The organism is Phocaeicola sartorii JCM 17136 = DSM 21941 (assembly GCF_054653615.1).
The window spans coordinates 2,549,048-2,574,291 of sequence record NZ_BAAIFW010000005.1 but is presented as its reverse complement, the minus strand read 5'-3'; the positions used below and the strand labels follow the sequence as shown (position 1 = coordinate 2,574,291).

The 25,244-nt window shown below is 45.8% G+C and carries 19 protein-coding genes; 4 read left to right on the top strand and 15 right to left on the bottom strand.

Features of this window, described 5'->3' with window-relative positions:
- Window positions 1–14 precede the first annotated feature (14 nt).
- From ACYQ0C_RS10895 to ACYQ0C_RS10850, 10 genes are all read right to left on the bottom strand, one after another.
- Window positions 15–755: a hypothetical protein gene (locus tag ACYQ0C_RS10895; RefSeq protein ID WP_257463629.1), complete on the bottom strand. Its 741-nt coding sequence runs from the start codon at window positions 753–755 to the stop codon at window positions 15–17.
- Window positions 749–3,586, bottom strand: coding sequence for a TraG family conjugative transposon ATPase (locus ACYQ0C_RS10890; RefSeq protein WP_257463630.1), 2,838 nt, complete (start codon window positions 3,584–3,586; stop codon window positions 749–751). Before ACYQ0C_RS10890 ends, ACYQ0C_RS10895 begins: the two co-directional genes overlap by 7 nt.
- Window positions 3,587–3,588: 2 nt before the next feature.
- Window positions 3,589–3,879 carry a hypothetical protein gene (locus tag ACYQ0C_RS10885; RefSeq protein ID WP_025076868.1) on the bottom strand — a complete coding sequence of 97 codons (291 nt, stop codon included), beginning with the start codon at window positions 3,877–3,879 and terminating at the stop codon, window positions 3,589–3,591.
- 18 nt (window positions 3,880–3,897) lie between these two features.
- Entirely contained in the window at window positions 3,898–4,251 is a 354-nt protein-coding gene (locus ACYQ0C_RS10880; protein ID WP_025076869.1) for a DUF4134 domain-containing protein, read from the bottom strand.
- Between the two features lie 111 nt (window positions 4,252–4,362).
- On the bottom strand, window positions 4,363–4,788 hold the full coding sequence (locus ACYQ0C_RS10875; protein ID WP_025076870.1) for a hypothetical protein: 426 nt from the start codon (window positions 4,786–4,788) through the stop codon (window positions 4,363–4,365).
- 13 nt (window positions 4,789–4,801) lie between these two features.
- The gene (locus ACYQ0C_RS10870; protein WP_025076871.1) at window positions 4,802–5,389 is read right to left on the bottom strand and encodes a hypothetical protein; all 588 of its coding nucleotides are present in this window, start codon (window positions 5,387–5,389) and stop codon (window positions 4,802–4,804) included.
- On the bottom strand, window positions 5,386–5,802 hold the full coding sequence (locus tag ACYQ0C_RS10865) for a hypothetical protein (protein WP_025076872.1): 417 nt from the start codon (window positions 5,800–5,802) through the stop codon (window positions 5,386–5,388). Before ACYQ0C_RS10865 ends, ACYQ0C_RS10870 begins: the two co-directional genes overlap by 4 nt.
- Window positions 5,803–5,823: 21 nt before the next feature.
- Complete coding sequence (locus tag ACYQ0C_RS10860) at window positions 5,824–6,618, bottom strand: ParA family protein (RefSeq protein ID WP_257463631.1); 795 nt, start codon at window positions 6,616–6,618, stop codon at window positions 5,824–5,826.
- A 171-nt stretch (window positions 6,619–6,789) separates the two neighbouring features.
- Entirely contained in the window at window positions 6,790–8,340 is a 1,551-nt protein-coding gene (locus ACYQ0C_RS10855) for a relaxase/mobilization nuclease domain-containing protein (protein WP_025076873.1), read from the bottom strand.
- 134 nt (window positions 8,341–8,474) lie between these two features.
- Window positions 8,475–8,855 carry a plasmid mobilization protein gene (locus ACYQ0C_RS10850; protein WP_025076874.1) on the bottom strand — a complete coding sequence of 127 codons (381 nt, stop codon included), beginning with the start codon at window positions 8,853–8,855 and terminating at the stop codon, window positions 8,475–8,477.
- 922 nt (window positions 8,856–9,777) lie between these two features.
- On the opposite strand from ACYQ0C_RS10850, the gene ACYQ0C_RS10845 reads away from it, so the two are divergent.
- Entirely contained in the window at window positions 9,778–10,005 is a 228-nt protein-coding gene (locus ACYQ0C_RS10845; RefSeq protein WP_128811894.1) for a hypothetical protein, read from the top strand.
- A gap of 92 nt (window positions 10,006–10,097) precedes the next feature.
- Here the strand turns inward: ACYQ0C_RS10845 and ACYQ0C_RS10840 are convergent, their stop codons facing one another.
- Both ACYQ0C_RS10840 and ppdK read right to left on the bottom strand, forming a co-directional pair.
- Complete coding sequence (locus ACYQ0C_RS10840) at window positions 10,098–11,591, bottom strand: tyrosine-type recombinase/integrase (protein ID WP_025076876.1); 1,494 nt, start codon at window positions 11,589–11,591, stop codon at window positions 10,098–10,100.
- Window positions 11,592–11,923: 332 nt separating this feature from the next.
- Window positions 11,924–14,644, bottom strand: coding sequence for a pyruvate, phosphate dikinase (gene ppdK / locus ACYQ0C_RS10835; RefSeq protein ID WP_025076877.1), 2,721 nt, complete (start codon window positions 14,642–14,644; stop codon window positions 11,924–11,926).
- A gap of 197 nt (window positions 14,645–14,841) precedes the next feature.
- Here ppdK and rlmD point away from each other — a divergent pair, with 197 nt between their 5' ends.
- Window positions 14,842–16,263 (top strand): 23S rRNA (uracil(1939)-C(5))-methyltransferase RlmD, encoded by a 1,422-nt coding sequence (gene rlmD / locus ACYQ0C_RS10830; protein ID WP_016277589.1) that lies wholly within the window; start codon window positions 14,842–14,844, stop codon window positions 16,261–16,263.
- Window positions 16,264–16,306: 43 nt separating this feature from the next.
- The gene (locus ACYQ0C_RS10825; protein ID WP_016277588.1) at window positions 16,307–17,233 is read left to right on the top strand and encodes an RluA family pseudouridine synthase; all 927 of its coding nucleotides are present in this window, start codon (window positions 16,307–16,309) and stop codon (window positions 17,231–17,233) included.
- 459 nt (window positions 17,234–17,692) lie between these two features.
- Here the strand turns inward: ACYQ0C_RS10825 and dpp5 are convergent, their stop codons facing one another.
- The 3 genes from dpp5 to pyrG form a co-directional block, all read right to left on the bottom strand.
- The gene (gene dpp5 / locus ACYQ0C_RS10820) at window positions 17,693–19,813 is read right to left on the bottom strand and encodes a dipeptidyl-peptidase Dpp5 (RefSeq protein ID WP_016277587.1); all 2,121 of its coding nucleotides are present in this window, start codon (window positions 19,811–19,813) and stop codon (window positions 17,693–17,695) included.
- A gap of 218 nt (window positions 19,814–20,031) precedes the next feature.
- Window positions 20,032–21,900 (bottom strand): membrane protein insertase YidC, encoded by a 1,869-nt coding sequence (yidC, locus tag ACYQ0C_RS10815; protein WP_016277586.1) that lies wholly within the window; start codon window positions 21,898–21,900, stop codon window positions 20,032–20,034.
- 39 nt (window positions 21,901–21,939) lie between these two features.
- Complete coding sequence (gene pyrG, locus ACYQ0C_RS10810) at window positions 21,940–23,538, bottom strand: CTP synthase (RefSeq protein ID WP_016277585.1); 1,599 nt, start codon at window positions 23,536–23,538, stop codon at window positions 21,940–21,942.
- 209 nt (window positions 23,539–23,747) lie between these two features.
- Between pyrG and ACYQ0C_RS10805 the strand changes: the two genes are divergently transcribed.
- Window positions 23,748–25,139 carry a DUF3078 domain-containing protein gene (locus ACYQ0C_RS10805; RefSeq protein ID WP_016277584.1) on the top strand — a complete coding sequence of 464 codons (1,392 nt, stop codon included), beginning with the start codon at window positions 23,748–23,750 and terminating at the stop codon, window positions 25,137–25,139.
- Window positions 25,140–25,244 lie beyond the last annotated feature (105 nt).

The following is a 25,244-nucleotide window of genomic DNA, read 5'->3' as shown; positions in this document are numbered from 1 at the left end:
TGCTCAGATTAATGTTAGTAATTGGAAGCCACCAACCTGTTCCAGTCATTGATAAGCCCGCCGACATTGTTCTTCATCGTCACCACATTTGCCCAACCCTCCGGGTCAATGGCAAAGAACAAGTCATTAGCGGTAGCATACTGAGCCATCAGTATCATACCTTCCACCTTGTAGCGGATTTCCAGTAATCCTGAATAGATACTGTTAGCCAATGAGAGCCTTTCGTATCGGTCAAGCATATTGTAGCCATCGCTTTTCTTCTCTGCCGTACCTTGTCCTTTAAGGGGATTCTGTATCGTGGCATTGTTCACGATATTCACGAAGTTGCCCACCAACTGTTGGGTTTCCGTTACAAGGTTGCCCAGCTCATTCAGGCATAGCAACTTGTTGGAGAACTTCGCCTTGTTTACCGTCTTGATAAGTTCCGGCACATCTTTGAGGATGTCGTAGGCGCACAGTCCAATCTCCTTGTAGTATTTGCTCTCCGTACCGAAGCCGGACACATTCTGCATCGTCACCTTGTAGAGTTCCTTGATGGTAGCCATGCTCACAGTATAGAGTTCCACCTTCTTCTTTTTCTCGGCAATGGAATCCAGACGTTGGTTGTGCTGACCCTCAATCAGCTTTTGAGAGGCAAGGTTACTTGATACCACCTTGATGCAGTTCTTGTCAATGACTACCTTCCAAGCGGCGAATAAATTTGGAGTGGCCACCATTGTTATGAGTGCCACAAGTATCATTCTAATTCTTACCATAACGACATCACTTTTTGTTGTTGATTGACTTTTCTTGCGAATACCAGATACTTGTCATCACCGGCTTGCTTCCTGTCCGCCTCGATTCTCGTGATTGCTTCCTGCATATTGCCATAGTAGGCAAGGTAAATCTTCAGGGCTTCCTTCTCAGTCCGCTCGGTGGTGTATGCCCAATAACATTCGGGCGGTTCCTCCACACCATAGACATCGGAGTTCTGTCCCCGGCATATCCATACCTCCTTGAAGTAGTTGCGCCCCTCCCGGTTGTTCAGGGCGTTGACGGTAAAGATCTGCTGCCGCTGTATTTGGGTCAGTCCCAATATGGCGGCTATCTCATCGTACCTGTCCTTAAACTTGGTCTGGTCTAACAATATCTTCACGTCTGAGTTGTTGATGATGGCTTCCTTTACGATGGGCGAATCTATCACGTCGTTCAACTCCTGAGTGACCACTCCGGCTATGCCGTGAAATTTCCTGACCGTTTTATAGAGGTACTTGATATACTCTGCCATCGTAGGCGAAGCGATAGCCTTCCACGCTTCCTCGATTATCAATGCCTTGCGGCCTTTCTTGATACGCATCTTCTGGAGGAACACGTCCATGATTATCAGCACCACGATAGGGAAAAGCACGGGATCATCCTTTATCTTATCAATTTCAAAGACGATGAACCTTTCATCAAAGAGGTTTACATCCAAATCGGAGTTCAGCGTGGTTTCCAACTCACCGCCACGATAAAACTGCTTCAAGATGGCGGCGAAGTCCCGGATGCCGAAACTGATTTTCTCCTGTGAAGTGATTTGCGGGATACGCTCCAAGGCAAACTCATAGTAGGAGTTGAAGGACAGTTCCTTTACCCTTAGCCTACGTTTCTGTACTTCCAAGTAATCAATCTGCTTCTCAATCTTTATCAGGAAAGAGTTCTCATAGAGTTCCTTCTTGAATTTCTCCATGATGCACAAGGCACGCTCCCTTTCTGGCTGGGTAGCCCCTTGGTCATGGGCAAGTGCATTTAGGGAACGGTATTGACGAATCAGCTTTTGCCTGTGAGCCTCGGTTGGCAACATCAGCATACGGTTTTCCTCAACAGTGGAAGGAGGCTCTTCCGTATTTATCAGTTCGTCTATGTCCTCCATTCGGGTGGAATAATTATCATAGTCTTCTTCCATCTTTGCGTCCACCAGCAACTTCTGACGCAAGCCTTCACGTTCCTTCTCTGTGAATTTCTCAAAGGGATGGAAATAGGCATCGTAATACTCCACAATGGTCTGGTTCACTAACATATCCTCAATCTTCGTGGGCAGTTCGTTACCTTTGAATATCAGAAATATCAGAGATTTCAAAAAGTTCTTCTTCTCGCCGAAGTTTAATTCATATTCCTCCTTAGTCACCTTAAAGGGGTTCATGGAGATAGGCTTCTCTTTGGTATAAGAGATATATGTGCCACCGAAGTAGCCACAGATACCTTCGTAGGAATCACCCGTATCTACTATAACGACATCCGTGTTTTGTTCCAACAACTGACGCACGACACTATTGGTATGGAAAGATTTTCCGCTTCCGCTTGGCCCGATACAGAAAAAATTGGCATTGTCTGTCATTTTGACTTTGCCCTCTTTACCAGTGAAATCTATGCAGACCGGCAACCCTTGTCGATCTGTATAGTAAGTGGTCAAAGGTGTCTGCTCAGACTCCTTTAAGTGTTCCTTAAAAAAGAAACAGAGGGCTGCGTCCGAGAGTGTAAGGAAGAGGTCATAGTCCGGATTGAAAGCGTATGCGTTTCCGGGAAAGCTGTCCGTGAACAGTTCCAACTGGTTATAGGCTGTCCTTGACGGCATGATGCCACATTCATATAACTTGGTTTCCAGATACGATGTAACCGGAGTTACTTTATCCACGGGACAACTGACCAAGATATTGAAATTCGTATATACCAACATGGAACTATCCACGGCAAGTCGGTTCAACACTTCCTCGATGTCAGCCTTGGCAATCTTGTTGCTTGGGTCAGGCATGGAGCCGTGACGCTTTGCTTTGCCTTGCAGCTTACGGAGTAACTTGCGTTGGTTCGGTATCTGTACTACCTGGTTAAACACCACACAATCCGAAAAAGGTATGTTGGTCAGGAACGAGAACAGGTCGGTTGCGATATTATAACCATTGATGTTCGTCTGCGTATAGGGCTTGATGATTGATGGCAGGTTTATCTCGTCTATATCCACCAACGGGTAGGAACGAATGATGCGATTGCCGGTTCTGAGGTATTCGTCCGAAGCCTTGAAGTTTGTCATGGAGAATGCCCCGTGCCGGAACTGGAATGCCATGAAGCGGTGGCAATACTCGTCAGCTTCGGCTTTGGAGAGCTTGCGGTGCCGGATGCCCCGCTCGGTCAGGATGTCATCCACCTTGGAAACCTTCGTATGAAAGTCCAGCCATGTCTTCGGGTCGTACTGCACGAACTGGCTGCGTTGCGCCTCCTGTGTCACTATCAGGTACGTGCGTATCTCTGTGAACTCCCTTCCCTCGAAATAATTGAAGTAGCTCCGGGTCAGAAACTCCGCATCTTCCGGCACGTCATGGTGGTAGGCTTGCTTGCAGAGGATGTCCTGCTTTTGCAGGGCATAGCCCTCGCCGAGGGTCTGCACTACATTGGAAAGCACATCCTGAAAGCGTATGTACTGCCCGGCATCGGTGCAAAGCTGCTGCACCGGGTTGGTCATCTCGAAGATGACGGACGGCTCGCCCTTGGCTGAAAAAAGGACGACATTGCCGTCCGTTTCCTCCAACCCGGCATAGAGGCCGTCAAAGACTTTTTTCTTGGTTTGTGCCATAATTAGGAGCTTTTTCTCAGTTTGTTGTAAATATAAATGCCCTTGTCTCTCCGCTTGTTGTGCAATCCTCCGCGCTGTTTGATGAAGATGGTCACCAGCCCGATGACCGCCATGACAAGCATGGCGATGAACCCGGCGAGCTTTCCCAATACAATGGAGAACAGTATGAATCCGACAAACGACATACCGATGGCCAATGCCGCCAACGTAAGGAAACGCCCACGGATGCCCATGAACTCCAGCGGTTTTTGCAGTCCCTTGAATACGGGAAATCCCTCCTGATTCATCGTCATTCTATTGTTGCGTCATTGTTATTTGAAGAACAACGGAAGAGCCTCGGAAAGCGCGATGAAGGCGATACAGCCACCGATGGTGAGCATGATGGTCTTCTTCACGTCCTGGTCACCGTTTGACATCTTGAAATACACGTTGAAAGCTCCGACCAAGGCGATTACGGCTGCGATTGCCTTCATCAGGTTGGAAACCGGGGTCTGATAGGAACTGATTTCAGTAGTGGCTTTTGTGAAGCCGGCCGCGCCCTTGCTTGCCGCCATCATGTCACCTACGGATATTGTCAGTGCTACTACTGCCAACACACTTTTCTGTGCGAAGGAGCTTGCCATGAAGCGGTCATATGCACGTTTCAGTTTTTTCTTGAATTGCATTTTTTGAAATTGTTTATCTGATTTCATCACCAAAGGAACAGAGGTCGCTAAAGAAACGGGGGCTTCTTCTTAGAAGAAGGTATATATGGTTTGTCGGGTAAGTTTGCCTTGCTATTTGGCATTCTCACAGTCGGCTATAAGTGAACCTAAATCGCAAATGCCGTTTTCCACCATATTATTTACCTCCACAACGAGGTCTTCCACAAGGATGCCGTCCGTCATAATGGCTTCACGGAAACCGGGACGATGGAATGGCTTTTCGGAGTTGGATTCAGGCTGTTCCCGGTCAGATTTTGTCTCAGAGTCAGAATTTGCCTTTTCCTCCGGTTTATCCTCTTTCTGCTTCGGTTCATCCCGGCTGATTCTGAATGGCTTGAAGGTCTTTGCTTCATCCGATATGTCTATGTCTTCTTCTGATTGCGATTCCAGTTCTGCTGTCTGTGCAGCCTTGGCTTTCATGATGTCAAGGACTATCAACGCGGCATAGTAGAACAGGAGGGCAATGAAGAGCAGGAATACTATTTGTCCGTATTGCATGGTGCTATGTTATTTATAAAGTGATTACTACTTGTAGATTATTTCCTGTAATTGGCAGGAAGCTCAATCCCAACTTGACGGCTTTGCTTTCCAGCTTGGTCTTGCGCTCGAAGTTATCTGTGGCATATAGCAGGACACGCTCGCCGCATACAACATACCCCAGGCTTTTGAGCCGTGAGCGGAGCCTTACCCTTGCACGGTTGGAAACAACCTTAATCTGTGTCAGCGGTTCAAGTCCGAATATCACGTGCCGTCTCTCACGTTTGATTAGCTCAATACGGGTTTGGGATATGATATAGGAAGTTTCCGTCCGGCTGCGTTTCAGTCCTAACTTGGCGGCGATGTTGCATACATTCGACCGGCTTATTCCCAAATCGCGGGCCATTTGAGTGAATGACTTGTAATGGAAATGCCTGCGGATATAGTCGGCACGCTCCATCCATTTCGTCTTGGCAACTTTTACCAGTCCTAATTTGCGGGCTTTCTGCTTGACAAGGGTCTCGCTTACTCCCAATACTATGGCGGTATGGGAAGTTGTTTCCACCGGGTACAGTTCCGTCAAGAGGGTTGTCATCCGGTCAGTCCATTGGATTGTCCTCATGCCTTTGCCTCCTTATAGTTGATGAAAAGCGACTTGTTATCACGGCGGTACTTCGCAAGCTGTGGCAGGTAGGTCTTGAAGAACGTGCGGACAATGGCGTTCACCATGTCGGAACGGCTGCGGTTATGGATGTTGCACTCGTCCAATGAGTCGGCAAGGTCGCGGTCTAACTTGCAGATCATCCTTTCTCCTTTATCTTCTTGGGTATCGCTTTCAAGATAGGACAGGAAGTCTTGCCAATAGTCGGAAGGCTCAATTTCAGGAGCAGTTTTCTCGCCAATGTTATCTTCGCCTGTAACCAACACAGTTTCATGTTCTTCTTCAACTCTTGGCTTGTTTTCGTCCGACAGGCTTATGTCGGGGTCATTGATGCCTTTGAGGAGGTCATCTATTTCGGGAATGTCTTTTGTCATTACTGTATATGTTGATGGTTATTATTGATTGTCATTTTCTTCCGGTTGTTTCTCTTTCGCTTTGCCTTTTAATTCCACCTCCAGATTCCCGGTCAGTTGTATTCCCGTCAATTTAGGCTCACGGATGGGTGCTGTCGTATCGAAGATGTAGGAATAGATACGTTCAAAGACGGGAGTAACGATACCGGCCTGTTTATCCAAAGCCGCCATCGTACTGAAACGCTCCATGTCGGCACGCTTGGGAATCCTGCCCGTTACCACTCCGTAGTTGCAGAAGGTCTCTCTGGTATTCTCCCAAATGACCAGTTCGGAACGTTTTCCCACTCTGCCGTCATGCAGGTTGGGGACAATGAAAAGCTGTGCCTTCATATTTTCGCCAACGGCTTTTCGCAGACGGTCAATAAACATAAGGAAGCTGGCGGTGGAGGGAACGGTCATCAAGTCATAATGGAAAGGCACAACGATAATGTCCGAGTTTACGAACATCGGCACCAGTCCGTCCGCTTGCAGGCTGCCAGGGGAATCCATCAGCACGACATCCAGGCTCGAATCGTTGTGCATTTTCTCTATAAGGGCAATAATCGCTTTCTTGTCGTTGGCCTCGTATGACAGCACATCGTAAGGCACATACTGCACATCGTATTTCTTGATGTCAGCCTTGCGGCACTTGATGATGGAGTGCTGGAAGTCGCAATCGACTATGGCGACACGTACTCCCTTCGTCACCAGATAGTTGGCGAAGGTCACGCAGAGGGTGGTTTTGCCCACGCCTCCTTTTTGGTTGGCGAATGTGATGATGACCGGTGTCTGTATCATTTTTCCGTGCGATGAATTATTTTAAGGCAAAATTATCGCACGTGTAACCGGGAAAACGAAATACGCAACACTTATATGTCCTCGGTTAAAGTAACCGGGGTGCAAGGGTTCGTGTTATCAGGGTATCACGGTTTGATGCGCCCGAAAAGTGGACGGCAGCACGTCCCTGTTTTATCGCTTCAAGGAACGCCCGTCGTCTATATCGTCATAGTTGCCTTTCTGTCCGACTTCCCATTCCCGTTTTTCATCGTGGCTTCCTTCTCCGTGGTCACGCATCTTGTTATGACGGGAGAGTGGCTTATTGGCTGAGTGCTTCGAGTGTAGTTGTTTAATCGGCTTTCTTTTTAGTCGCTCCAGATCGAAGCCCTCTTCTGATAGGTTGATGATGATATGCTTCTTGAAGTTGATGGCGTATGTGGCATCCGCCTCTTGACGGATGATGAATCCTTCCTCACGAAGGGCACTTCTGACGGAGGTAACGGTTTCATCTGCGAAGATTTCTTTCAGGCGATTGATGGCATCCGTACAAGATTGTGGTCTTTTCAACGAGAGAGAAACAAGGTCGGGACGGTTCACCTTATAGATTTTGCAAAGCAAATCACGTTCTGACTCTGTGGTGGGTCGGAACTTCTCCACCAGCTCGATGCGGTTGTTACGGTCTATGGCTTTTGCCATAAACGGTTTCAAGGGACGGGATTCCCCGTTGAAGTAGATGACACCTTTTTTGATATAGGCATGACGCTTCTTCAATTTATGGAATATCTCGCCTTGGGTTATCTTGGGATTGAGGGTAAGCAACCGGTCAATGAAATCCTCTATGCGGTCAAAGCGTTGTTCGGGGGTGGCGAAGTCCAATAGTTCATCAATAGCCAATACTCTTGCTCCGTGGATGACGGTCTTGTTGGCGTGGTCAACGAGTATGTAGCCGTATGCCGCATCCTTCTTTCCGAAGAACACGATGTCAATGCCGAACTTGGTTTTCAATTCCTTTTGTAGTTCCTCCTTGTTGGAACTTACGTCCCGATACTTTTTAAGGATGCTCCGAAGCTGGCGGTTACGTCCTCTGTTATAGTTGCCTTTCTTATACAATGCCTCAATGTCGGTAAGAGGCACTTTCTCCTGTACCTTGCCGCCATGTTTGACAAAGACGGTGCCGTCTTTTTGATAGACCTCGTAGCCCATCGAAGTCATTACGGCTTTGAACTGGGCAAAAGAGGAGAAGGTGTATTGTTTGGCTGCATCTATGTCTTTCTCTACCTTTTGCTTTCTGTCATTACCCAATATGCGGTCAATCACTTCCTGTGAACGTCTGCGCTCGTGGTCGTGCTGTATCTTCTTGCCATCGGGAGCGATGCGGGAGGTAACGATATGCAGATGGGTGTTGTCGGTATCATAATGGGAATAGACCAACAAGGGTTGTCCTTCCTCTCCATATCCCATTTCAGTTAGATAGCGATGAGCGAAGTCTAACAACTCGGATTCCGTCATTTCATGCCCTTTACAGGAAAAGGCAACGTGGAACTGCGCCTTCTCAATACGGGTGTTCCGGGAAGTGTACTCCTGAAGGTATGTGACCAGTTCTTCCGGGGTAGGCTTGCCGAATGTACCGAGTGTGCCGAAGTTCCGCATTTCGAGCATACGGGCAACTCCTTTCGCAACTTTGCGTTCATTGTAACCGACTGCGTGGAAGTTCGTGCTTCCGGGTAATATGGTGGCTATCATACTTGGGGAACTTTATCTTTGGATAATGTGACTATGGTGTTCTGATAGGATGTAACCGTGGTTACTCAGTATCTCGGTTATTCGGTTTCCATTATCAGGATTACTATATAATTAGGTATAAGTGAACTCTTGAACTATAGTTTGACAGCCTTGCGTGTCACGGTTTCAAGGTTTCTCTTTATCTCGTTCAGTGTTTTTTGGGTTTCAAGGATAGCCGGCATCAAGACCTCGCGGATATAGCTGGGTGGAAGTAACCCGGCTACCGAGAGTTCATTGGCTCTCTTAACCGACTGGTTCAGGTTACTGCCTGCCCAGGATAGTTCATCCCGGAATTTCCGGTAAAACGAACCGAGGTTATTGATTAGTTCTAACCGTTGTCTGGCATCGGTGTCTGAATACTCTGCCAATGCTGCACGTATGTAATCAGCGACAGGTTTTCCCTTCGCTTTTTCTTTAAGCATGGACTGTTCCTCCGGGGTCAGTCGTAACTGATAAACTTTGGTTCTTCGTTTCATCTTACTATGATACTTGGGTAAAACTGGTTTTCTGAACCTTCTTTCGCAGGGCGAAACAGCGTGAAACCGCTCCGATGCGGCAGCAGTCGGCAAGTCACCTTTTCAGGACGAAACGAAGTTTTGTAATGACAAAGGTACAACTTGCTTGACAAATCCTGCAACGCAGTTCGATGTCCTCCAAGGTTCGTTTTACAACAAAATTACCGCTGAAACTCCTCTCGGAACGAAATACGCAACAGATTTTTCTGAAAGTGGTATTCTCTAACCAAGGTTACTTTAACCCGATAGCCAAAGATATAGGGTAGCTCGTTATCCGCATCCTGAAACATCCTGATGCGGTGTAACCGAGATACCTTGATTACTTAACCAAGATGCCGAATAGTACAGATTCTTCGGTTTATCGAACTGGAGTTATCAATAACTATGATACTTTAAGTAACGTGATACTTCGGTTTCAAGGTTACATTGTTTCATTAACCTTAGACACTGCTATCAGCAAACCACGCTACCAATCGACCATGATTCTTTGGCAGCCTAATACGATAGACACTTGTAACCAAGTAAATAAGGTTAGTGGATATGCTATACCCAAGGTATCGTTTAACCAAGGTATCGTGGTTAGAAGAGTTCTTTTACCAAGACAATAGGGAAATAAAGTGTTATCATATGATGTAATTTGAGCAAGCAATAAACATATCAAGAGGTCAACATAATTGGGATAGAATGGTAATTTAACCAAGTGTTCAAGGTTAGAACAACCTCTGTTCAATGATACCTAAAAGCTTGAAAGCAAGGTAAAAAAGTATCGTTTGATGTCATAAAAAGCGGCACTTTCTCTTTGCTATATCACTGATTTTCACTATATTTACATATAGGAATAGCCTTTGATTGGCTACATTATTTACGCTAAAATTTGAAAGTTATGTTGTTTGAATTGCTATTCCTCATATACTTGCTCCCGGTCATCTTATTGATAGGGTTGCTATTGAAGGCGGCTCGTTGGATTATCGTAAACGTATTCCGGCTGGCTATCTGGATTATCAAGACTGCCTTTGTTTTACTGTGGAAGGGACTGCTCTTGATTACCGGTTTGGTAGTAGGCAAGATGGTAGCCAACCGCAATCAAACCGATAGAGGCAGATACAATTAAAGCCGCACCAATCAAAAAGACTGATACGGCTCATAGGGGAGTGGAGCTTAATTCTTCCCTTGGGTTAAGGGTTGGCTTCTACAACACATCGGCTAAAAACCTTTGCCTTTGCTTCTTTCATAAACGACTTCCTTTCTTGAATCGCAATTCAGCAGGCGAAATTGAACGGTGCAACCTGTAGGGATGTCCTTGGGTAGTTGTTTGACAAGTTCCGCAATGACTTCATCCGCATTACTGAAACCTATATCCGTAAGTTCGCTTACCACATCCCCCTTGAAATAGGCACGACCATAAATCATCATCTTCTTTGAGATACGGAACAACTTATCTTCTGAGGCTTCAATGTCCTTTGCTTTTCCTTGCTTGCTCTTCTTGCTGCTAAAGAAAATGAAGTCGATAACTTTTGCATTCAGTTCCCACGCCGGAGTGAAATCCAACTTAACATACCCACGGGTAATGTTAAGACCATGACTGTGATTCATCCCGAAAGCCACTTCATACAAGTTGGCATCACAATCGTTTTGGGCAATGGTGCCCCAAGTATGCCGGAAGGTATAATAGCAGTAGAAGTCCTCTTTCTTCATCCCCATATCTATACAGATTTTACGGATGCCGATATTCACATTTGCGTTAAAACTATCGGAGTTGCTGTACCGTTGATGGAAATTGAACAGGTATTCATCCTTTTCATCTGACAGGTACTTGTCAAAAGTAGATTGGATGAATGGTTCAACTCGCATTTCGATGTAGGCTTCATCCCGACGGCTATGCTTGGTTTTGGCTCTCTTATAGCCAATGACACCATCTTTGTAATCCTCCTTTTTGAGTTCATACATATCAACCGTGTTGATACCACCCAAGCAAAGAGATAGAAGTGCCACGTCTCTACCCAATTCGGGGAGAGAAGAAATCATCTTGCTTTGAGGAAGCGGGCGATTGAAGAACTCACGGCAAGCCTCGGCACTGATGGCACGTTGAACAGTGCTATCAGACTTTGGAATTTGTATCTTATTCCAAGGGTTGAACTTAATGCGAATCATTCCACGTTCTTCATCATTCAACTCCATGATGGCTTTCTTGTAAATCTGCCGAACACAAGTAGGGTACATTTCCTTCGCGCGATTCGTCTTAGACAACTGTTCTATCCATAAATTCAATACAGTAGAAGTAAGCTGGCTAAACATGAGCTGGTTTGAACCGACATAACGCTCCAAATGATTAACGGCAAGATGATAGTTCTTAGCCGTCCGTTCATGTCCGTTCTTTTCCATTTTACCAATGAAGGTTCGAGCATATTCGCTGAAACATACATCAGCATCATTCTTTAATAGATACTCGATAACCTCCTTTATATCCCAGTGGTCAGCGCACACTCGATTTAACCGGTCGGTATATTGCCGAATGAGCATAGCGCAATACTCATTGACAACCGGGTCTGTCAATTCACCATTTTTTGCGATGTGGGCTTCATCAACGATTTTGTTCGTCTTGATGTAACTTGACTTACGCTGATGCGTCAGTCTGATGTAAACCGTGTAAAAGCCATCGCCACGCGGTTTCTTTACCGTTGCTTTTAATGTCGTCATATCCTTCTTTTAATTTTAAGGGGTAAATACTCTAAAATAATCCGGGGTAAACAGGGGTAAACATGGTGATTTCCGGGGTAAACATATGGAAAACATTTCCGTTCATTTGGCTCATTTTTTGCGGTCAAGTGTACGAACCGTCCAAGCGCAAATCAGGCTGTAATCACCGTTAAAACAGTAGATTACAGCCTGATATAAAGATTATCTATTTAGAGTATTATTCCTCTATTGCAGCCTGCGCCACATCGTTACCTCTTTGATTCTTAGTGTTTTGAATATCCGCTGACAAACAAAAGAAAAACAAAATAACGATTTCGCCAGGTTTATGAGGTTTATCCCTCTATTGCAGCTTGCGCCGCCGCCAGTCTGGCGATAGGCACGCGGAACGGAGAACAAGACACATAGTTCAAACCTACTTTATGACAGAACTTCACTGATGAAGGTTCACCACCATGTTCGCCGCAGATACCGCATTTCAAGTCAGGACGGACTGAACGGCCTTTATCTACTGCCATTTCAATCAGTTGGCCTACACCATTCTGGTCGAGTACCTGGAACGGGTCTACTTTCAAAATCTTCTTTTCCAGATATACCGGCAAGAAGGAAGCGATATCGTCACGAGAATAACCGAAGGTCATCTGCGTCAAGTCATTGGTACCGAATGAGAAATATTCTGCACGGCTGGCAATGCGGTTGGCGGTCAAAGCTGCACGCGGAATTTCAATCATAGTACCTACTTTGAACGGAATTTCCATACCTTCCTTTTCAAACAATGCTGCTGCGGCATTACGGATGACTTTTTCCTGAGCTTCGAACTCATACAGGATACCGGTCAGCGGAACCATGATTTCGGGATGAGGATCATAGCCTTCCTTCTTCAGTTCGATTGCTGCACCCAAGATAGCTTGAGTCTGCATTTCGGTGATTTCGGGATAAGTGTTACCCAAACGGCAACCGCGGTGGCCCAACATCGGATTGTGTTCACACAAACTTTCCACACGTTTTTTGATTTCCTGTACGGTCACACCCATTGCCTTGGCCATTTCTTCCTGACCTTTTGCATCGTGGGGAACGAATTCGTGCAAAGGAGGATCGAGCAGACGAACATTCACCGGACATCCGTCCATAGCCTTGAAGATGCCCTTGAAGTCAGCCTTCTGATAGGGAAGCAATTTGGCTAGAGCTTTTCTACGTCCTTCTACATCCGGTGACAGAATCATTTCACGCATAGCGACAATCTTTTCAGCATCAAAGAACATGTGTTCTGTACGGCAAAGACCAATACCTGAAGCGCCAAAGGCACGAGCCACTTCCGCATCATGCGGAGTATCAGCGTTAGTGCGGACATTCAACTTGGTATATTTGTTGCAAAGATCCATCAATGCGGCGAAATCGCCTGAAACTTCGGCTGCCTTGGTTTCCACTTTACCTTTATATACTTCACCGGTGGTACCGTTCAGAGAGATGAAATCACCTTCTTTCAGTGTCACACCTTCAATTTCTACCGTACGTGCCTTGTAATCCACATTGATAGCACCGGCGCCGGATACGCAGCATTTACCCATGCCACGGGCCACAACAGCAGCGTGGGAAGTCATACCGCCACGTGCGGTTAAGATGCCTTGTGCCACTGCCATACCTGCCAAGTCTTCCGGAGAAGTCTCAATACGTACCATTACCACTTTCTTGCCGTCGGCAGCCCATTTGGCAGCGTCCTCGGCAAAAAATACAATCTGACCGGTAGCTGCACCCGGAGAAGCGGGTAGACCACGAGTCAATACTTTCGCTTCTTTCAATGCTTTCTTATCGAATACAGGGTGGAGCAGTTCGTCCAATTTATTAGGTTCGCAACGCTCCAGCGCTGTTTTTTCATCAATCATACCCTGACGCAGCAGGTCCATGGCGATTTTTACCATAGCGGCTCCGGTACGTTTACCGTTACGAGTCTGCAAGAACCATAGTTTTCCTTCCTGCACGGTAAATTCCATATCCTGCATGTCGCAGTAGTGGTTTTCCAGTTTGGTCTGCAGGGCATCCAGTTCCTTGTAGATTTCCGGCATGGCTTCTTCCATAGAAGGATATTTGGCTATGCGTTCTTCTTCAGAAATGCCTGCACGTTCAGCCCACCGCTGAGATCCTATCTTAGTGATTTGCTGCGGAGTACGGATACCGGCCACAACGTCTTCACCTTGTGCGTTGATCAGATACTCACCGTTGAACAAATCCTCACCGTTGCCTGCATCGCGAGAGAAGCAAACACCGGTAGCCGAAGTGTCTCCCATGTTACCGAACACCATTGCCTGCACGCTTACGGCAGTACCCCATTCGGCAGGAATGCCTTCCATCTTGCGGTAAAGAATGGCACGTTCGTTCATCCAGCTGCGGAATACGGCACAGATGGCACCCCACAGTTGTTCGTATGCGCAAGCCGGGAAATCTTGCCCTGTTTGTTCCTTTACAGCTGCTTTGAAACGTTTAACCAGTTCCTTCAGATCTTCCACTTCCAGTTCGTTGTCCAGCTTCACGCCTTTTTCTTCTTTTACTTTCTCGATGATTTCCTCGAACGGATCGATGTCTTCCTTATTCACCGGCTTCATACCCAGTACCACATCACCATACATTTGTACGAAACGACGGTATGAATCCCATGCGAAACGTGGACGTCCGGTCTTGCGGCTCAGACCTTCCACCACTTCGTCATTCAAACCCAAGTTAAGGATGGTATCCATCATACCCGGCATGGAAGCGCGGGCACCTGAACGTACGGAAACCAATAACGGATTTTCTACATCACCGAATTTGGAGTTCATCAGATTCTCGATATTGGCGATAGCTTTCTCAACATCCGTTTTCAGCAATTCCACTACTTTATCTTTGCCTAACTCATAATATTCGCTACAAACTTCGGTGGTGATTGTGAATCCCGGAGGTACGGGAACACCGATTAGATTCATTTCAGCCAGGTTAGCGCCTTTTCCACCAAGCAGATTTCTCATGTCTGCTTTTCCTTCAGCTTGTCCGTTGCCGAAGGTGTAAACTCTTTTTTTATCCATAATAATGTATTTAAAGTTAACTCGCTCAAAAAATGTAATCGCAAAACTATACATATTTTATTTATCTCCAAACGATTTACTAAAAAAAAATAGTAGAAATTGCAATTCCTACTTTACAATTTTAATATCTTCCGATTTATGAAGAGATATTCGGGGAAAATGCTTAAATTTGTCCCCAAATTAACTTATTCGGAAAAGTGGCTAGAAAGAAGAAAGAACTTCCATTATTAGAGAAGATAACAATAACAGATGTGGCTGCCGAAGGAAAAGCTTTGGCGAAAGTGAATGACTTGGTAGTGTTTGTACCATACGTAGTGCCCGGCGATGTGGTGGACTTACAGGTAAAGCGTAAGAAAAATCATTATGCAGAGGCTGTAGCGGTGAAATTCCATGAGTATTCTCCTGTGCGTGCAGTACCCTTCTGTCAGCATTATGGCGTATGTGGCGGTTGTAAATGGCAGTGCCTGCCATACGCGGAACAAATAAAGTACAAACAAAAGCAGGTGACAGATAACTTGACCCGTATCGGCAAGATTGAACTGCCGGAGATCTCACCGATCCTGGGATCGGAAAAAACGGAATTTTATCGTAATAAATTGGAATTTACGTTCTCAAACAAACGTTGGCTGACGGAAGAGGAGGTAAAGGAGGACGTGAAGTACGATCAGATGAATGCCGTAGGTTTTCATATTCCCGGAGCATTTGACAAGGTGTTGGCTATAGAAAAGTGCTGGTTGCAGGATGATATCAGTAACCAGATACGCAACGCCATCCGTGACTATGCATACGAGCATAATTATTCTTTCTTCAATCTGCGCTCTCAAGAAGGAATGCTTCGCAACCTGATGATCCGTACCTCGAGCACGGGGGAACTCATGGTGCTGCTGCAGTGCAAGATTGTGGAAGAGGGTGAACTGGATTTGATGAAGCGCTTGCTGGATTTTGTCGCGGAACGTTTCCCGCAAATCACCTCTTTATTATATGTGGTCAATAATAAATGCAATGATACCATCAACGATCTGGATGTAATGGTGTTCAAAGGCAAAGATCATATTTTCGAGGAAATGGAAGGGCTGCGGTTCAAGATAGGAGCGAAGTCATTTTATCAGACTAACTCCGGACAGGCGTACAATCTTTATAAGGTGGCACGCGACTTTGCCGGATTGACCGGCAACGAATTGGTGTACGATCTTTATACCGGAACCGGAACCATAGCCAACTTTGTTTCACGTCAGGCAAAGAAAGTGATCGGTATCGAGTATGTGCCCGAAGCGATAGAGGACGCCAAAGTGAATTCGGCGATCAATGGCATTGACAATACCTTGTTTTATGCCGGTGACATGAAGGATATTCTGACTCAGGAGTTCATCAACCGGCATGGGCGTCCCGATGTCATCATTACTGACCCTCCCCGTGCCGGAATGCACGATGATGTAATTAATACGATTCTTTTTGCCGAACCTCAGCGGATTGTGTATGTCAGTTGTAATCCGGCCACCCAAGCACGCGATTTGTCTTTGCTGGATGTAAAATACAAGGTGATGGCCGTACAGCCCGTGGATATGTTTCCCCATACGCACCATGTGGAAAATGTGGTGTTGCTGGAGAAAAGAGGATAATCCGGACAACTCAATTATAAATTTTAAAACCGTAAATTGAATTATGTCAAGAGGTAGAAAAAGTGATTCCGGCAGGCCTAAGGCGAAATGCGCTGCCCAATATACTATATATAATGTGACAGAACCCGCAGAACTGATGGATTTCCTGATGCGGAAGATGGCGGGAATCAGTCGCAACAAAGTGAAGACATTGCTTGCCAACCGTGTGGTTTTGGTAGACAATGTGATTACTACCCAATATAACTTCCCGTTGAAACCAGGTATGAAAGTGCAGCTGTCCAAGGCGAAGAATAACCGTGAGTTTAAACATCCGATGCTGAAACTGGTATATGAGGATGCATACATATTAGTGGTGGAAAAGAAGGAAGGGTTGCTTTCTGTCAGTACAGAACGTCAGAAGGAACGTACTGCCCAACACATTCTGAATGAGTATGTAAAGCGTTCGCATCGCCTCAACCGCGTATTCGTGGTGCATCGTCTGGACCGCGAGACTTCGGGGCTGATGATGTATGCCAAGGATGAGAAAACCCAGAATACTTTACGTGATAACTGGCATGATATTGTGACAGACCGCCGTTATGTGTCCGTCGTTTCGGGTGATATGGAGAAGGATTACGGTACTATAGAGTCTTGGCTGACCGACCGGAAACTGTATGTCAGCTCCAGCCCTGTAGATGATGGGGAGGGTAAGTTTGCGGTCACTCATTATAAAACAATAAAACGTGCCAATGGATATTCCTTGGTGGAGCTGGACTTGGAGACGGGACGTAAGAACCAGATCCGTGTGCACATGTCGGATCTGGGGCATCCTGTTGCCGGCGACCAGCGCTATGGCAGTAACTGTGATCCTTTGGGACGGTTGGCGTTACATGCCTTCAAGTTATGTTTCTATCATCCGGTGACTGGAGAACTGATGGAGTTCGAGACTCCTTATCCTACAGCGTTCAAAGGATTGATGATGGAAAAATAGGAGACATTCTGTCCTCTTGGAGTTGAATAAAAGCGTCTTGCCTCTATCTTGAACGGAGAGGTAAGGAATAAAGTAATCATATCCATCCGTCTGCAGTTTATGGCAGGCGGGTGGATGTTTTTATTTGTAGGTCTGACCATGGCCGGGGCTGATGCTACCTTGGGGGGATAAAAAAAATGATACCGACTTATCACAAGCCAGCATCATGAAAATAATCACTTTATTATTTTGTAATCATCCAGCTTTGTGCGCTCACAAAGCACGGGGAATAAAAAGTTATTTATATACTAACACTGTAAACAACTACTTTCACAAGCTATTGTCTACTCACCTAATAAAAGGTAGCTTAACAAATATCACTTAATGTTCATTTTTTGTTTGATGCTACAAAGGTAATATAAAAATTGGAACTTCTACTATATATTTCCAATAACGGATAACTTTGCGGTAATTTAGGTATTATTTAAGCCATTTATCTAACCAATTAAAGAAAGTGCGTTGCCATAACACTCCATTTTGCGGTTTCAATACCCAATGATTCTCGTCCGGATATAGTAAAAGTTCGGCCGGAACACCGCGCAACACAGCTGCATTGAACGCTGACATACCTTGTGAGGCAAGAATTCTGTAATCCTTTTCACCGTGGATGCAGAGAATAGGAGTGTCCCATTTGTCAACAAAGCGATGGGGAGAGTTGGCAAAGGTGCGTTGTGCCGTTGCATTATTCTTATCCCAATATGCGCCACCCATGTCCCAGTTGGCGAACCACATTTCCTCTGTCTCCAGATATTGTTGTTCCATATTGAATATACCATCGTGTGCGATGAACGCTTTAAAGCGTTTGTCGTGATGTCCGGCGAGCCAATAGACGGAGAATCCGCCGAAGCTGGCACCTACACATCCCAGACGGTCGGTATCTACATACGGTTCTTTCGAAATGTCATCTATGGCGGACAAGTAGTCTTTCATACACTGGCCTCCGTAGTCTCCGCTGATTTGTTCCAGCCATTCCATGCCGAATCCGGGCAGACCGCGACGGTTGGGGGCAATGATAATATAATCATTGGCTGCCATAATCTGGAAGTTCCAGCGGTAGCTCCAGAACTGGCTGACGGGACTTTGCGGGCCGCCTTCACAGAATAATAAAGTAGGGTACTTCTTGCTCGCGTCAAAATTGGTGGGATAGATCACCCATGAAAGCATTTGCTTGCCGTCGGTAGTCTTGGTCCATCTTTCCTCCACTTTACCCAGATTCAATTGTTTGAAGATATGGTCGTTCTCATGCGAGAGTTGCGCCACTTGTCCATCGGTGGGAGTGAGGGTGTAGATTTCATCGGCCGCGCTGATAGAATGCCGTTTGGTAATTACTTTGTCGCCTGCCATGGCTACTGATCCGTAGTCGTACATGCCGTCCGTCAGTCTTTTCACCTCGCCGTTCAGATTGGTGCTGTGTACCATGCTGGTTCCATGCCATACACCGACAAAGTACAGGCTTTGCGAGTCGTTGTTCCAGCAATAGTCATCTACGCCCGACTCGAAGCTTTCTGTGACAAATGTTTTCTGCCCGTTGTCCAGATTGTAGACACACAGGCGGTTCCGGTCGCTTTCATAACCATCGCGTTCCATGCTCTGCCACGCAATGTATTTGCCGTCAGGACTGAATTTCGGATTGGTGTCATATCCTCTCATCTCATCGGTTCCATTCGAATCCTTTCCATTCAGTTTGCACAGGTTCAGCGTTGTACCTTCCTCTATATTATATAGGTATATGTCCGAGTCGGTGGATACGGCGTATGCCAGTCCTTGCTTCTTCCGGCTGGTGTAAGCTATTTGCTTGGAGTCGTTGCTCCAGGCCAGTTGCTCGATGCCTCCGAAAGGTTTCATCGGGGCCTCAAACGGTTCGCCTTCCATGATGTCGGTGGCTGCTCCCATCATGTTACCGTCAAAATCGGCGATGAAAGGATGCGGAATGCTTTCCACCCACTCGTCCCAATGCTTGTACATCAGGTCATTTACAATGATACCGCTGGCTTTGGGCAGGTCAGGGTACAGATCTACGGTGCGTTGGCCGTATTTTACTTGTGAGATGAAAAGAATCTTTTTGCCGTCCGGCGAGAAGGAGAATCCTTCTATGTCTCCTTTGAAATCGGAGATGAGACGGCGTTCAGTTCCGTCGGGGTTCATTTCCCAAATCTGGTTACCACCGCTTTCGTTGCATAAGAATGCGATTTTGGTTCCTCCTTTTATCCATTGGGGTTCTCCTTCGTTCCAGGCTGCTTGGGTAAGCAGGTTGTTGTTTTGTCCGTCGGCATCCATTACATAAATCACACGGTGACTTTTGTTTTTGGGAACACTGTAGTAGGCTACGGTGTAGGCTATCCGTTTGCCGTCGGGTGATACACTCAGGCTGCCTATGCGTCCCATTGCCCACAGGGCTTCGGGGGTAAGACGGCCGTCCTTGATGGTAATCTCTTGCTTGCCGATAATGGGCTCGTAGCCCTGTCCTTCCTGCTTCACTTCGGCACAGGAGGAAGCTAGCATAAGTGCTGCTGCCATGATGGTTGCGCTTGATTTGTTCATATCTTAATGTTGTTTTTGATGTTTAAGTGATTGCAAAAATACGTATAAAAGCCGGTGATGTAAAATGTTCCGGCATTTTTGTTTTTTTTCTTTGTATGCCTGTGAATGGCATTCTTTGCTGAGAGAAGTAGTCATACTATTAAAAAGAGTGAGGGTGCCTGTTTTTGAATAAAAACAGGCACCCTCACTTGTTAAATTTTATTTTAAATGTAGACTTGTTATTTCTTTCCTTTGTTCATTCTTTCCTGTTGCAGACGTTCCTGCTCTTTTTGCAAGGCTTCCAGCTTGGCCATCAGCCCGCCGCCGCTTGGTTTGCCGCCATTCTTCTGGCTTTTCTTTTCTTTCCGTGCTTCCAGCATGGCAAGAAGCTTCTTCTCATCGGTAGTCTTACGCAAAATCACCATGGTGAGGATACCAATCAGCCCGGAAATAAAGTAATAATAGTTCAAACCGGAGGAATAACCGTTGAAGATGAAGATAAACATGACCGGCATGATATACATCATCAGTTTCATACCCGGCATCTGCTGCTGGCCCATGTCTTGCTGTTTCATGGTGTACATGGTGTTCAGAATATTGGTGATGCTGAACAGCAGACAGAACAGGCTTAAGTGGTTGCCTAACAGAGGAATGGTGGTGCTCCAATGGAAGATATCATCGTATGTGGACAAGTCCGGAGCCCATAGGAAACTTTGTTGACGCAGCTCAATGGCATTGGGCACGAAGAAAAACAGGGCCATGAATACCGGCATCTGTATCAGCATAGGCAGGCATCCCCCCATGGGGCTTACTCCGTATTTACTGTAAAGCGCCATGGTTTCCTGTTGCTTTTTCAAAGCATCCTCTTTCTTGGGATATTTCGCGTTGATTTCGTTGATATACGGTTTCAGAACGCGCATCTTGGCAGAGGACATATAGGATTTGTAGGTAGCCGGATAAACCAGCGCTTTGACGATGATTGTCATCAGCAGCAATACGACACCCATGCTCAGTCCCCAGCCCGAGAGCCAGTCGAACAGATTGATAGTGAACCAGCGGTTTACCCAGCGGATAATGGGCCATCCCAAATAAACCAGATCTTCCAGCTCCAAGTCTTTTTGGGAAAGGCTCAGATCATTGCTGTTCAGCAAAGTCTTGAAATGGTTCGGACCAAAGTAGAACTGCATGTCGGTAGATTGCTTTCCACTAGGATCGAAGAACGTTGTCATGTCTGCAGTATAATTCTTCATGTATCCGCTTCCTTCCTCTTGTGGGGTGGAGGTAAGGGAGGCTTTGTCGAAATTCTGATCGGCGATAAACACGCTTGAGAAGAACTGGTTCTTGAAAGCGATCCAGTCCAGACGGTCGGTTACCTCTTCTTTTGCTTCTTTCATCTCGTTCAGGTAGTCTGAACTTTTTTCTACAGGTTTGTAGGTGAGCGAAGTATAGCGTTGCTCGAAGCTGAAACCTTTTTCAAGCTGGCGTGCCCGCTGATTCCAGCTTATGTGAACCGTATTCAGAGCAGGCGGGAAAAAGTTTTGCATGCCGTTCGCGCGGATGGTGAAGTTCACCATATAGGCGTCCGGCAAAAGTTTGTAATCGAAATCTATATAGCCGCCGTTGCTTGCAGCCAGACGCATGGTTACAGTGCTGTCTGTCACGTTGGCAGGCTGGAAATACAGGTCCTCGGTCAGGATGTTCTCATTCTTTCCTTCAAAAGCGAAATTCATGCCCGAGTCTTTTTCGTCAAACAGCATCAAGGGCTTGCCGTCCTGTCCGTTATAGTCTTTCAATGTGGCTGCACATACCCGTCCGCCTTTGTTGGTGAAAGTTAGTTTTACTACATTGTTTTCCAGTGTTGTCAGCTGTTCCGTACCTTGGCTCGCGCCATAGAACATGGAGGCAGAGTCTAGATGCAATGTTGTGTTCTGACTCTGTGTCGTGGCAGCCTGTGCCTGTCGTTCGGCCTCTTTCTGGGCTATCGCCTGAATGGAATCCTGGTAGTGCTTGGCACGCGCCATTTCTTCCTGGCTGGGACGGTTGTAGATGCTGAAGCCTATCACAACTGCACCAATCAGGGCGAATCCCACTAAAGTGTTTTTGTCCATTTTTACTTGTTTACCTTATTATATTATAATTCTCGTTTCTTATTTGTTTATTGCCGCTTTGATGAATGACAGGAACAACGGATGCGGTTTCAATACAGTACTGCTGTATTCGGGATGGAACTGGACTCCGATAAACCATTTCAATGTCGGGATCTCGATGATTTCCACCAAGTCGGATTCCGGATTGACACCTGCGCATTTCATACCCGCCTTCTCATACTCCTGCTTGTAGTCATTGTTAAACTCGTAGCGGTGGCGGTGGCGTTCTTGTATGTGCTCGCTCTTATAGGCCTCGAAAGTCTTAGATTGTTGGTCAAGGATACATTCGTAGGCTCCCAAGCGCATGGTGCCGCCCATGTTGGTGATAGCTTTCTGCTCTTCCATGATGTCTATCACGTTGTGGGGAGTCTTTTCGTCCATCTCACGGCTGTTGGCGTCTGTATAACCTAGCACGTTACGGGCAAACTCAATAGCCATGCACTGCATACCCAGACAGATACCAAAAGTCGGCACATTGTGTGTGCGCGCATATTTGATGGCCACGAATTTGCCTTCTATGCCGCGTTGTCCGAATCCTGGACAGATAATGATACCGTCCATTTCCTTAATCTGCTCTTCTACATTGGCGTCTGTCAGTTTCTCGCTGTTGATGAAGTGGATATCCGCTTTGCGGTCATTGTAAGTGGCTGCTTGTGACAGGGCTTCAAGAATAGATTTGTAGGCATCCTGCAAATCGTATTTGCCTACCAATCCGATCTTTACTTTTTCCGTTGCCTTGTGGCGGCGGTCCAGAAAATCCCTCCATGGGCCAAGGGTAGGGGTCTCGCCTACGGGTAATCCCATTTTCTGGAGGATGGTTACGTCCAGCCCTTGTTCCTGCATGCGCAGAGGCACTTCATAAATGGTCGGCATATCAATGGACTGTACTACAGCGCTTTCATCTACATTACAGAACAAAGCCACTTTCTTTTTCAGATTGGCGCTCAGTTCATGTTCTGTGCGTAATACCAGTACATCCGGCTGGATACCTACAGATTGCAATTCTTTTACGGAATGTTGGGTAGGTTTGGTCTTCAGTTCGCCTGCCGCTGCCAGATAGGGTACATAAGTAAGGTGCACGCATAGTGCGTTGCGCCCCATTTCCCATTTTAACTGGCGGATGCTTTCCAGATAAGGCAGTGACTCGATATCGCCTACTGTACCACCGATTTCGGTGATGACAAAGTCGAATTTATATTTGCTTCCCAATAATTTCACATTACGCTTGATCTCGTCGGTGATATGGGGGATAACCTGGATAGTCTTTCCCAAATAGTCACCGCGACGTTCCTTATCGATAACGCTCTTGTAGATACGTCCTGTCGTAATGTTGTTGGCTTTAGTTGTCTGGATGCCCAGAAAACGTTCGTAATGTCCCAAGTCGAGGTCAGCCTCGTGTCCGTCTACCGTTACATAACATTCACCGTGTTCGTATGGATTCAAAGTTCCCGGATCGATGTTGATATACGGATCGAACTTCTGAATTGTTACATTATAGCCTCTGGCTTGCAGTAATTTACCTATTGATGATGAAATAATACCTTTACCTAATGAGGAGGCAACACCACCAGTTACGAAGATATACTTAGTTTCTCCCACTACTTAATATTTTTAAATGTTATTTTCTTTATTACCAAGATCGCAATATCTATCAAAGTTGCAAAATTACAAAATCTTTTTCAATATCGTCGGATATGCTTTAAAAAATCATTTGATGGAACTGAAATTATCATTCGTTACTATGATAAAGGAAACAGTTTTTTGGGAAAAGGAAAATTAAGTGTATTTTTGCACAAAACTAAAATAGTATGAGAAAGAATATATGTTTAGCTATAGTGTTTGCCGCGTTCTGTCTGGGTGCACCGGCGCAGGATGTGGCTAAGACGAAAGAGAGTCCGGCCGTGAAAGCCTTTTCCGATTCTTTATCAGCTTTAAGTGCGTCTTATTTTGCTTATTTCAGAATGTGGGATGATTTAAATATTCCGGCTCCCCGGCGGGTGCGTCCTAATCCGGCTTTTTATAAGTTATTTGTTCCGCCCACATATTATGAGGCTCCTATAAAAGAACTATTTGAAATAAAATGGAGTCCGGAGACAAAGGCTATGACAGCGGTTGATTCGTTGTATATGGGAAAACGTGACTCTGTGTCTTCCGCCATATATCAGCTGCCGGATATGGAGACTTTGGCAGCTGCGGACCGTTGGTCAAATAATATATTGAGGAATTACTATTTAAAGTATCCGGGCAGGCTGGTGAACAATGAACTTTATCTGGCGGATCTGAAACCGTTGGAGGACAATCAGATTGTGAAAAGGCCGAGAAAAGAGAAAATTAAGAGTTTCCTTCATCCGGAGACACCGGTGGAAAGCCTGACTACGGATAATGAGCTGGTGGTAGTACGTCCTAACTTCTGGACGCACAAGGGAAATGGATATATGCAGTTCACGCAACATTACATTTCCGATAACTGGTATAAAGGTGGTGAGAGTACGAATGCCCTGCTGGCCGGCTTGGTGCTGGAGGCTAATTTTGATGACCGCCAGCGGCTGGAGCTTGAAAATAAACTGGAAATAAAACTGGGATTCATTACTGCTCCGTCAGACACGGTACATAAATATAAGACGAATGCCGACTTGTTCCGCTTAAACAGTAAGTTGGGAGTGAAGGCGTTCAAGAATTGGTATTATACTTTGGCGGGTGAGTTCAAGACTCAGTTCTTTGGAAATTACAAGACGAATACAAATAATATGATTTCTAACTTTTTGTCTCCTGCGCAGTTGGATATAACGCTCGGTATGGACTTCAAGCAGAATAAGAAGAATTATTCGTTGTCTTTGTTAGGTTCTCCGCTGGCATATACCTTTATGTATATCAGCAATGACAAGATCATTGATCCGGGTGCTTTCAATGTGGAGCAGGGGCATAAGACTGCCAATCTCTTCGGTTCGAAATTTACAGGCAATCTGACTTGGAAGATTATACCCAGCATAGTGTGGGAGTCAAAACTGGAGTATTTTACTACTTATGACACAGTGATTGCCAGTTGGGAAAATACATTCAATTTTGTGTTGAATCGCTATTTGTCTACTAAGTTGTTTGTTCATGCGCGTTATGATGACGGTGTGAAGCTGACGGAAGATAACAAGAGTTATTTCCAGATGCAGGAATTGCTTAGTTTCGGTCTGAATTATACTTGGTAGCCGGGAGAAAGGTGCAATAGTTAACTGATAAATAAAGAAAAACCGTATCATTACTCAAAAGTAGAGTTGATACGGTTTTTTTATTGTCGATGGAGGGCGCCAAGT

Excerpts from the sequence above, each read along its gene's own strand:
- ppdK (WP_025076877.1), bottom strand. The coding sequence starts at position 14,644 with ATGGATAAAAAAAGAGTTTACACCTTCGGCAACGGACAAGCTGAAGGA.
- ACYQ0C_RS10875 (WP_025076870.1), bottom strand. The coding sequence starts at position 4,788 with ATGCAATACGGACAAATAGTATTCCTGCTCTTCATTGCCCTCCTGTTC.
- ACYQ0C_RS10825 (WP_016277588.1), top strand. The coding sequence starts at position 16,307 with ATGTCAAGAGGTAGAAAAAGTGATTCCGGCAGGCCTAAGGCGAAATGC.
- yidC (WP_016277586.1), bottom strand. The coding sequence starts at position 21,900 with ATGGACAAAAACACTTTAGTGGGATTCGCCCTGATTGGTGCAGTTGTG.
- ACYQ0C_RS10850 (WP_025076874.1), bottom strand. The coding sequence starts at position 8,855 with ATGAAACGAAGAACCAAAGTTTATCAGTTACGACTGACCCCGGAGGAA.
- ACYQ0C_RS10865 (WP_025076872.1), bottom strand. The coding sequence starts at position 5,802 with ATGACAAAAGACATTCCCGAAATAGATGACCTCCTCAAAGGCATCAAT.
- ACYQ0C_RS10890 (WP_257463630.1), bottom strand. The coding sequence starts at position 3,586 with ATGGCACAAACCAAGAAAAAAGTCTTTGACGGCCTCTATGCCGGGTTG.
- ACYQ0C_RS10860 (WP_257463631.1), bottom strand. The coding sequence starts at position 6,618 with ATGATACAGACACCGGTCATCATCACATTCGCCAACCAAAAAGGAGGC.
- ACYQ0C_RS10845 (WP_128811894.1), top strand. The coding sequence starts at position 9,778 with ATGTTGTTTGAATTGCTATTCCTCATATACTTGCTCCCGGTCATCTTA.
- ACYQ0C_RS10880 (WP_025076869.1), bottom strand. The coding sequence starts at position 4,251 with ATGCAATTCAAGAAAAAACTGAAACGTGCATATGACCGCTTCATGGCA.
- ACYQ0C_RS10895 (WP_257463629.1), bottom strand. The coding sequence starts at position 755 with ATGGTAAGAATTAGAATGATACTTGTGGCACTCATAACAATGGTGGCC.
- ACYQ0C_RS10855 (WP_025076873.1), bottom strand. The coding sequence starts at position 8,340 with ATGATAGCCACCATATTACCCGGAAGCACGAACTTCCACGCAGTCGGT.
- ACYQ0C_RS10805 (WP_016277584.1), top strand. The coding sequence starts at position 23,748 with ATGAGAAAGAATATATGTTTAGCTATAGTGTTTGCCGCGTTCTGTCTG.
- ACYQ0C_RS10870 (WP_025076871.1), bottom strand. The coding sequence starts at position 5,389 with ATGAGGACAATCCAATGGACTGACCGGATGACAACCCTCTTGACGGAA.
- dpp5 (WP_016277587.1), bottom strand. The coding sequence starts at position 19,813 with ATGAACAAATCAAGCGCAACCATCATGGCAGCAGCACTTATGCTAGCT.
- ACYQ0C_RS10840 (WP_025076876.1), bottom strand. The coding sequence starts at position 11,591 with ATGACGACATTAAAAGCAACGGTAAAGAAACCGCGTGGCGATGGCTTT.
- ACYQ0C_RS10885 (WP_025076868.1), bottom strand. The coding sequence starts at position 3,879 with ATGACGATGAATCAGGAGGGATTTCCCGTATTCAAGGGACTGCAAAAA.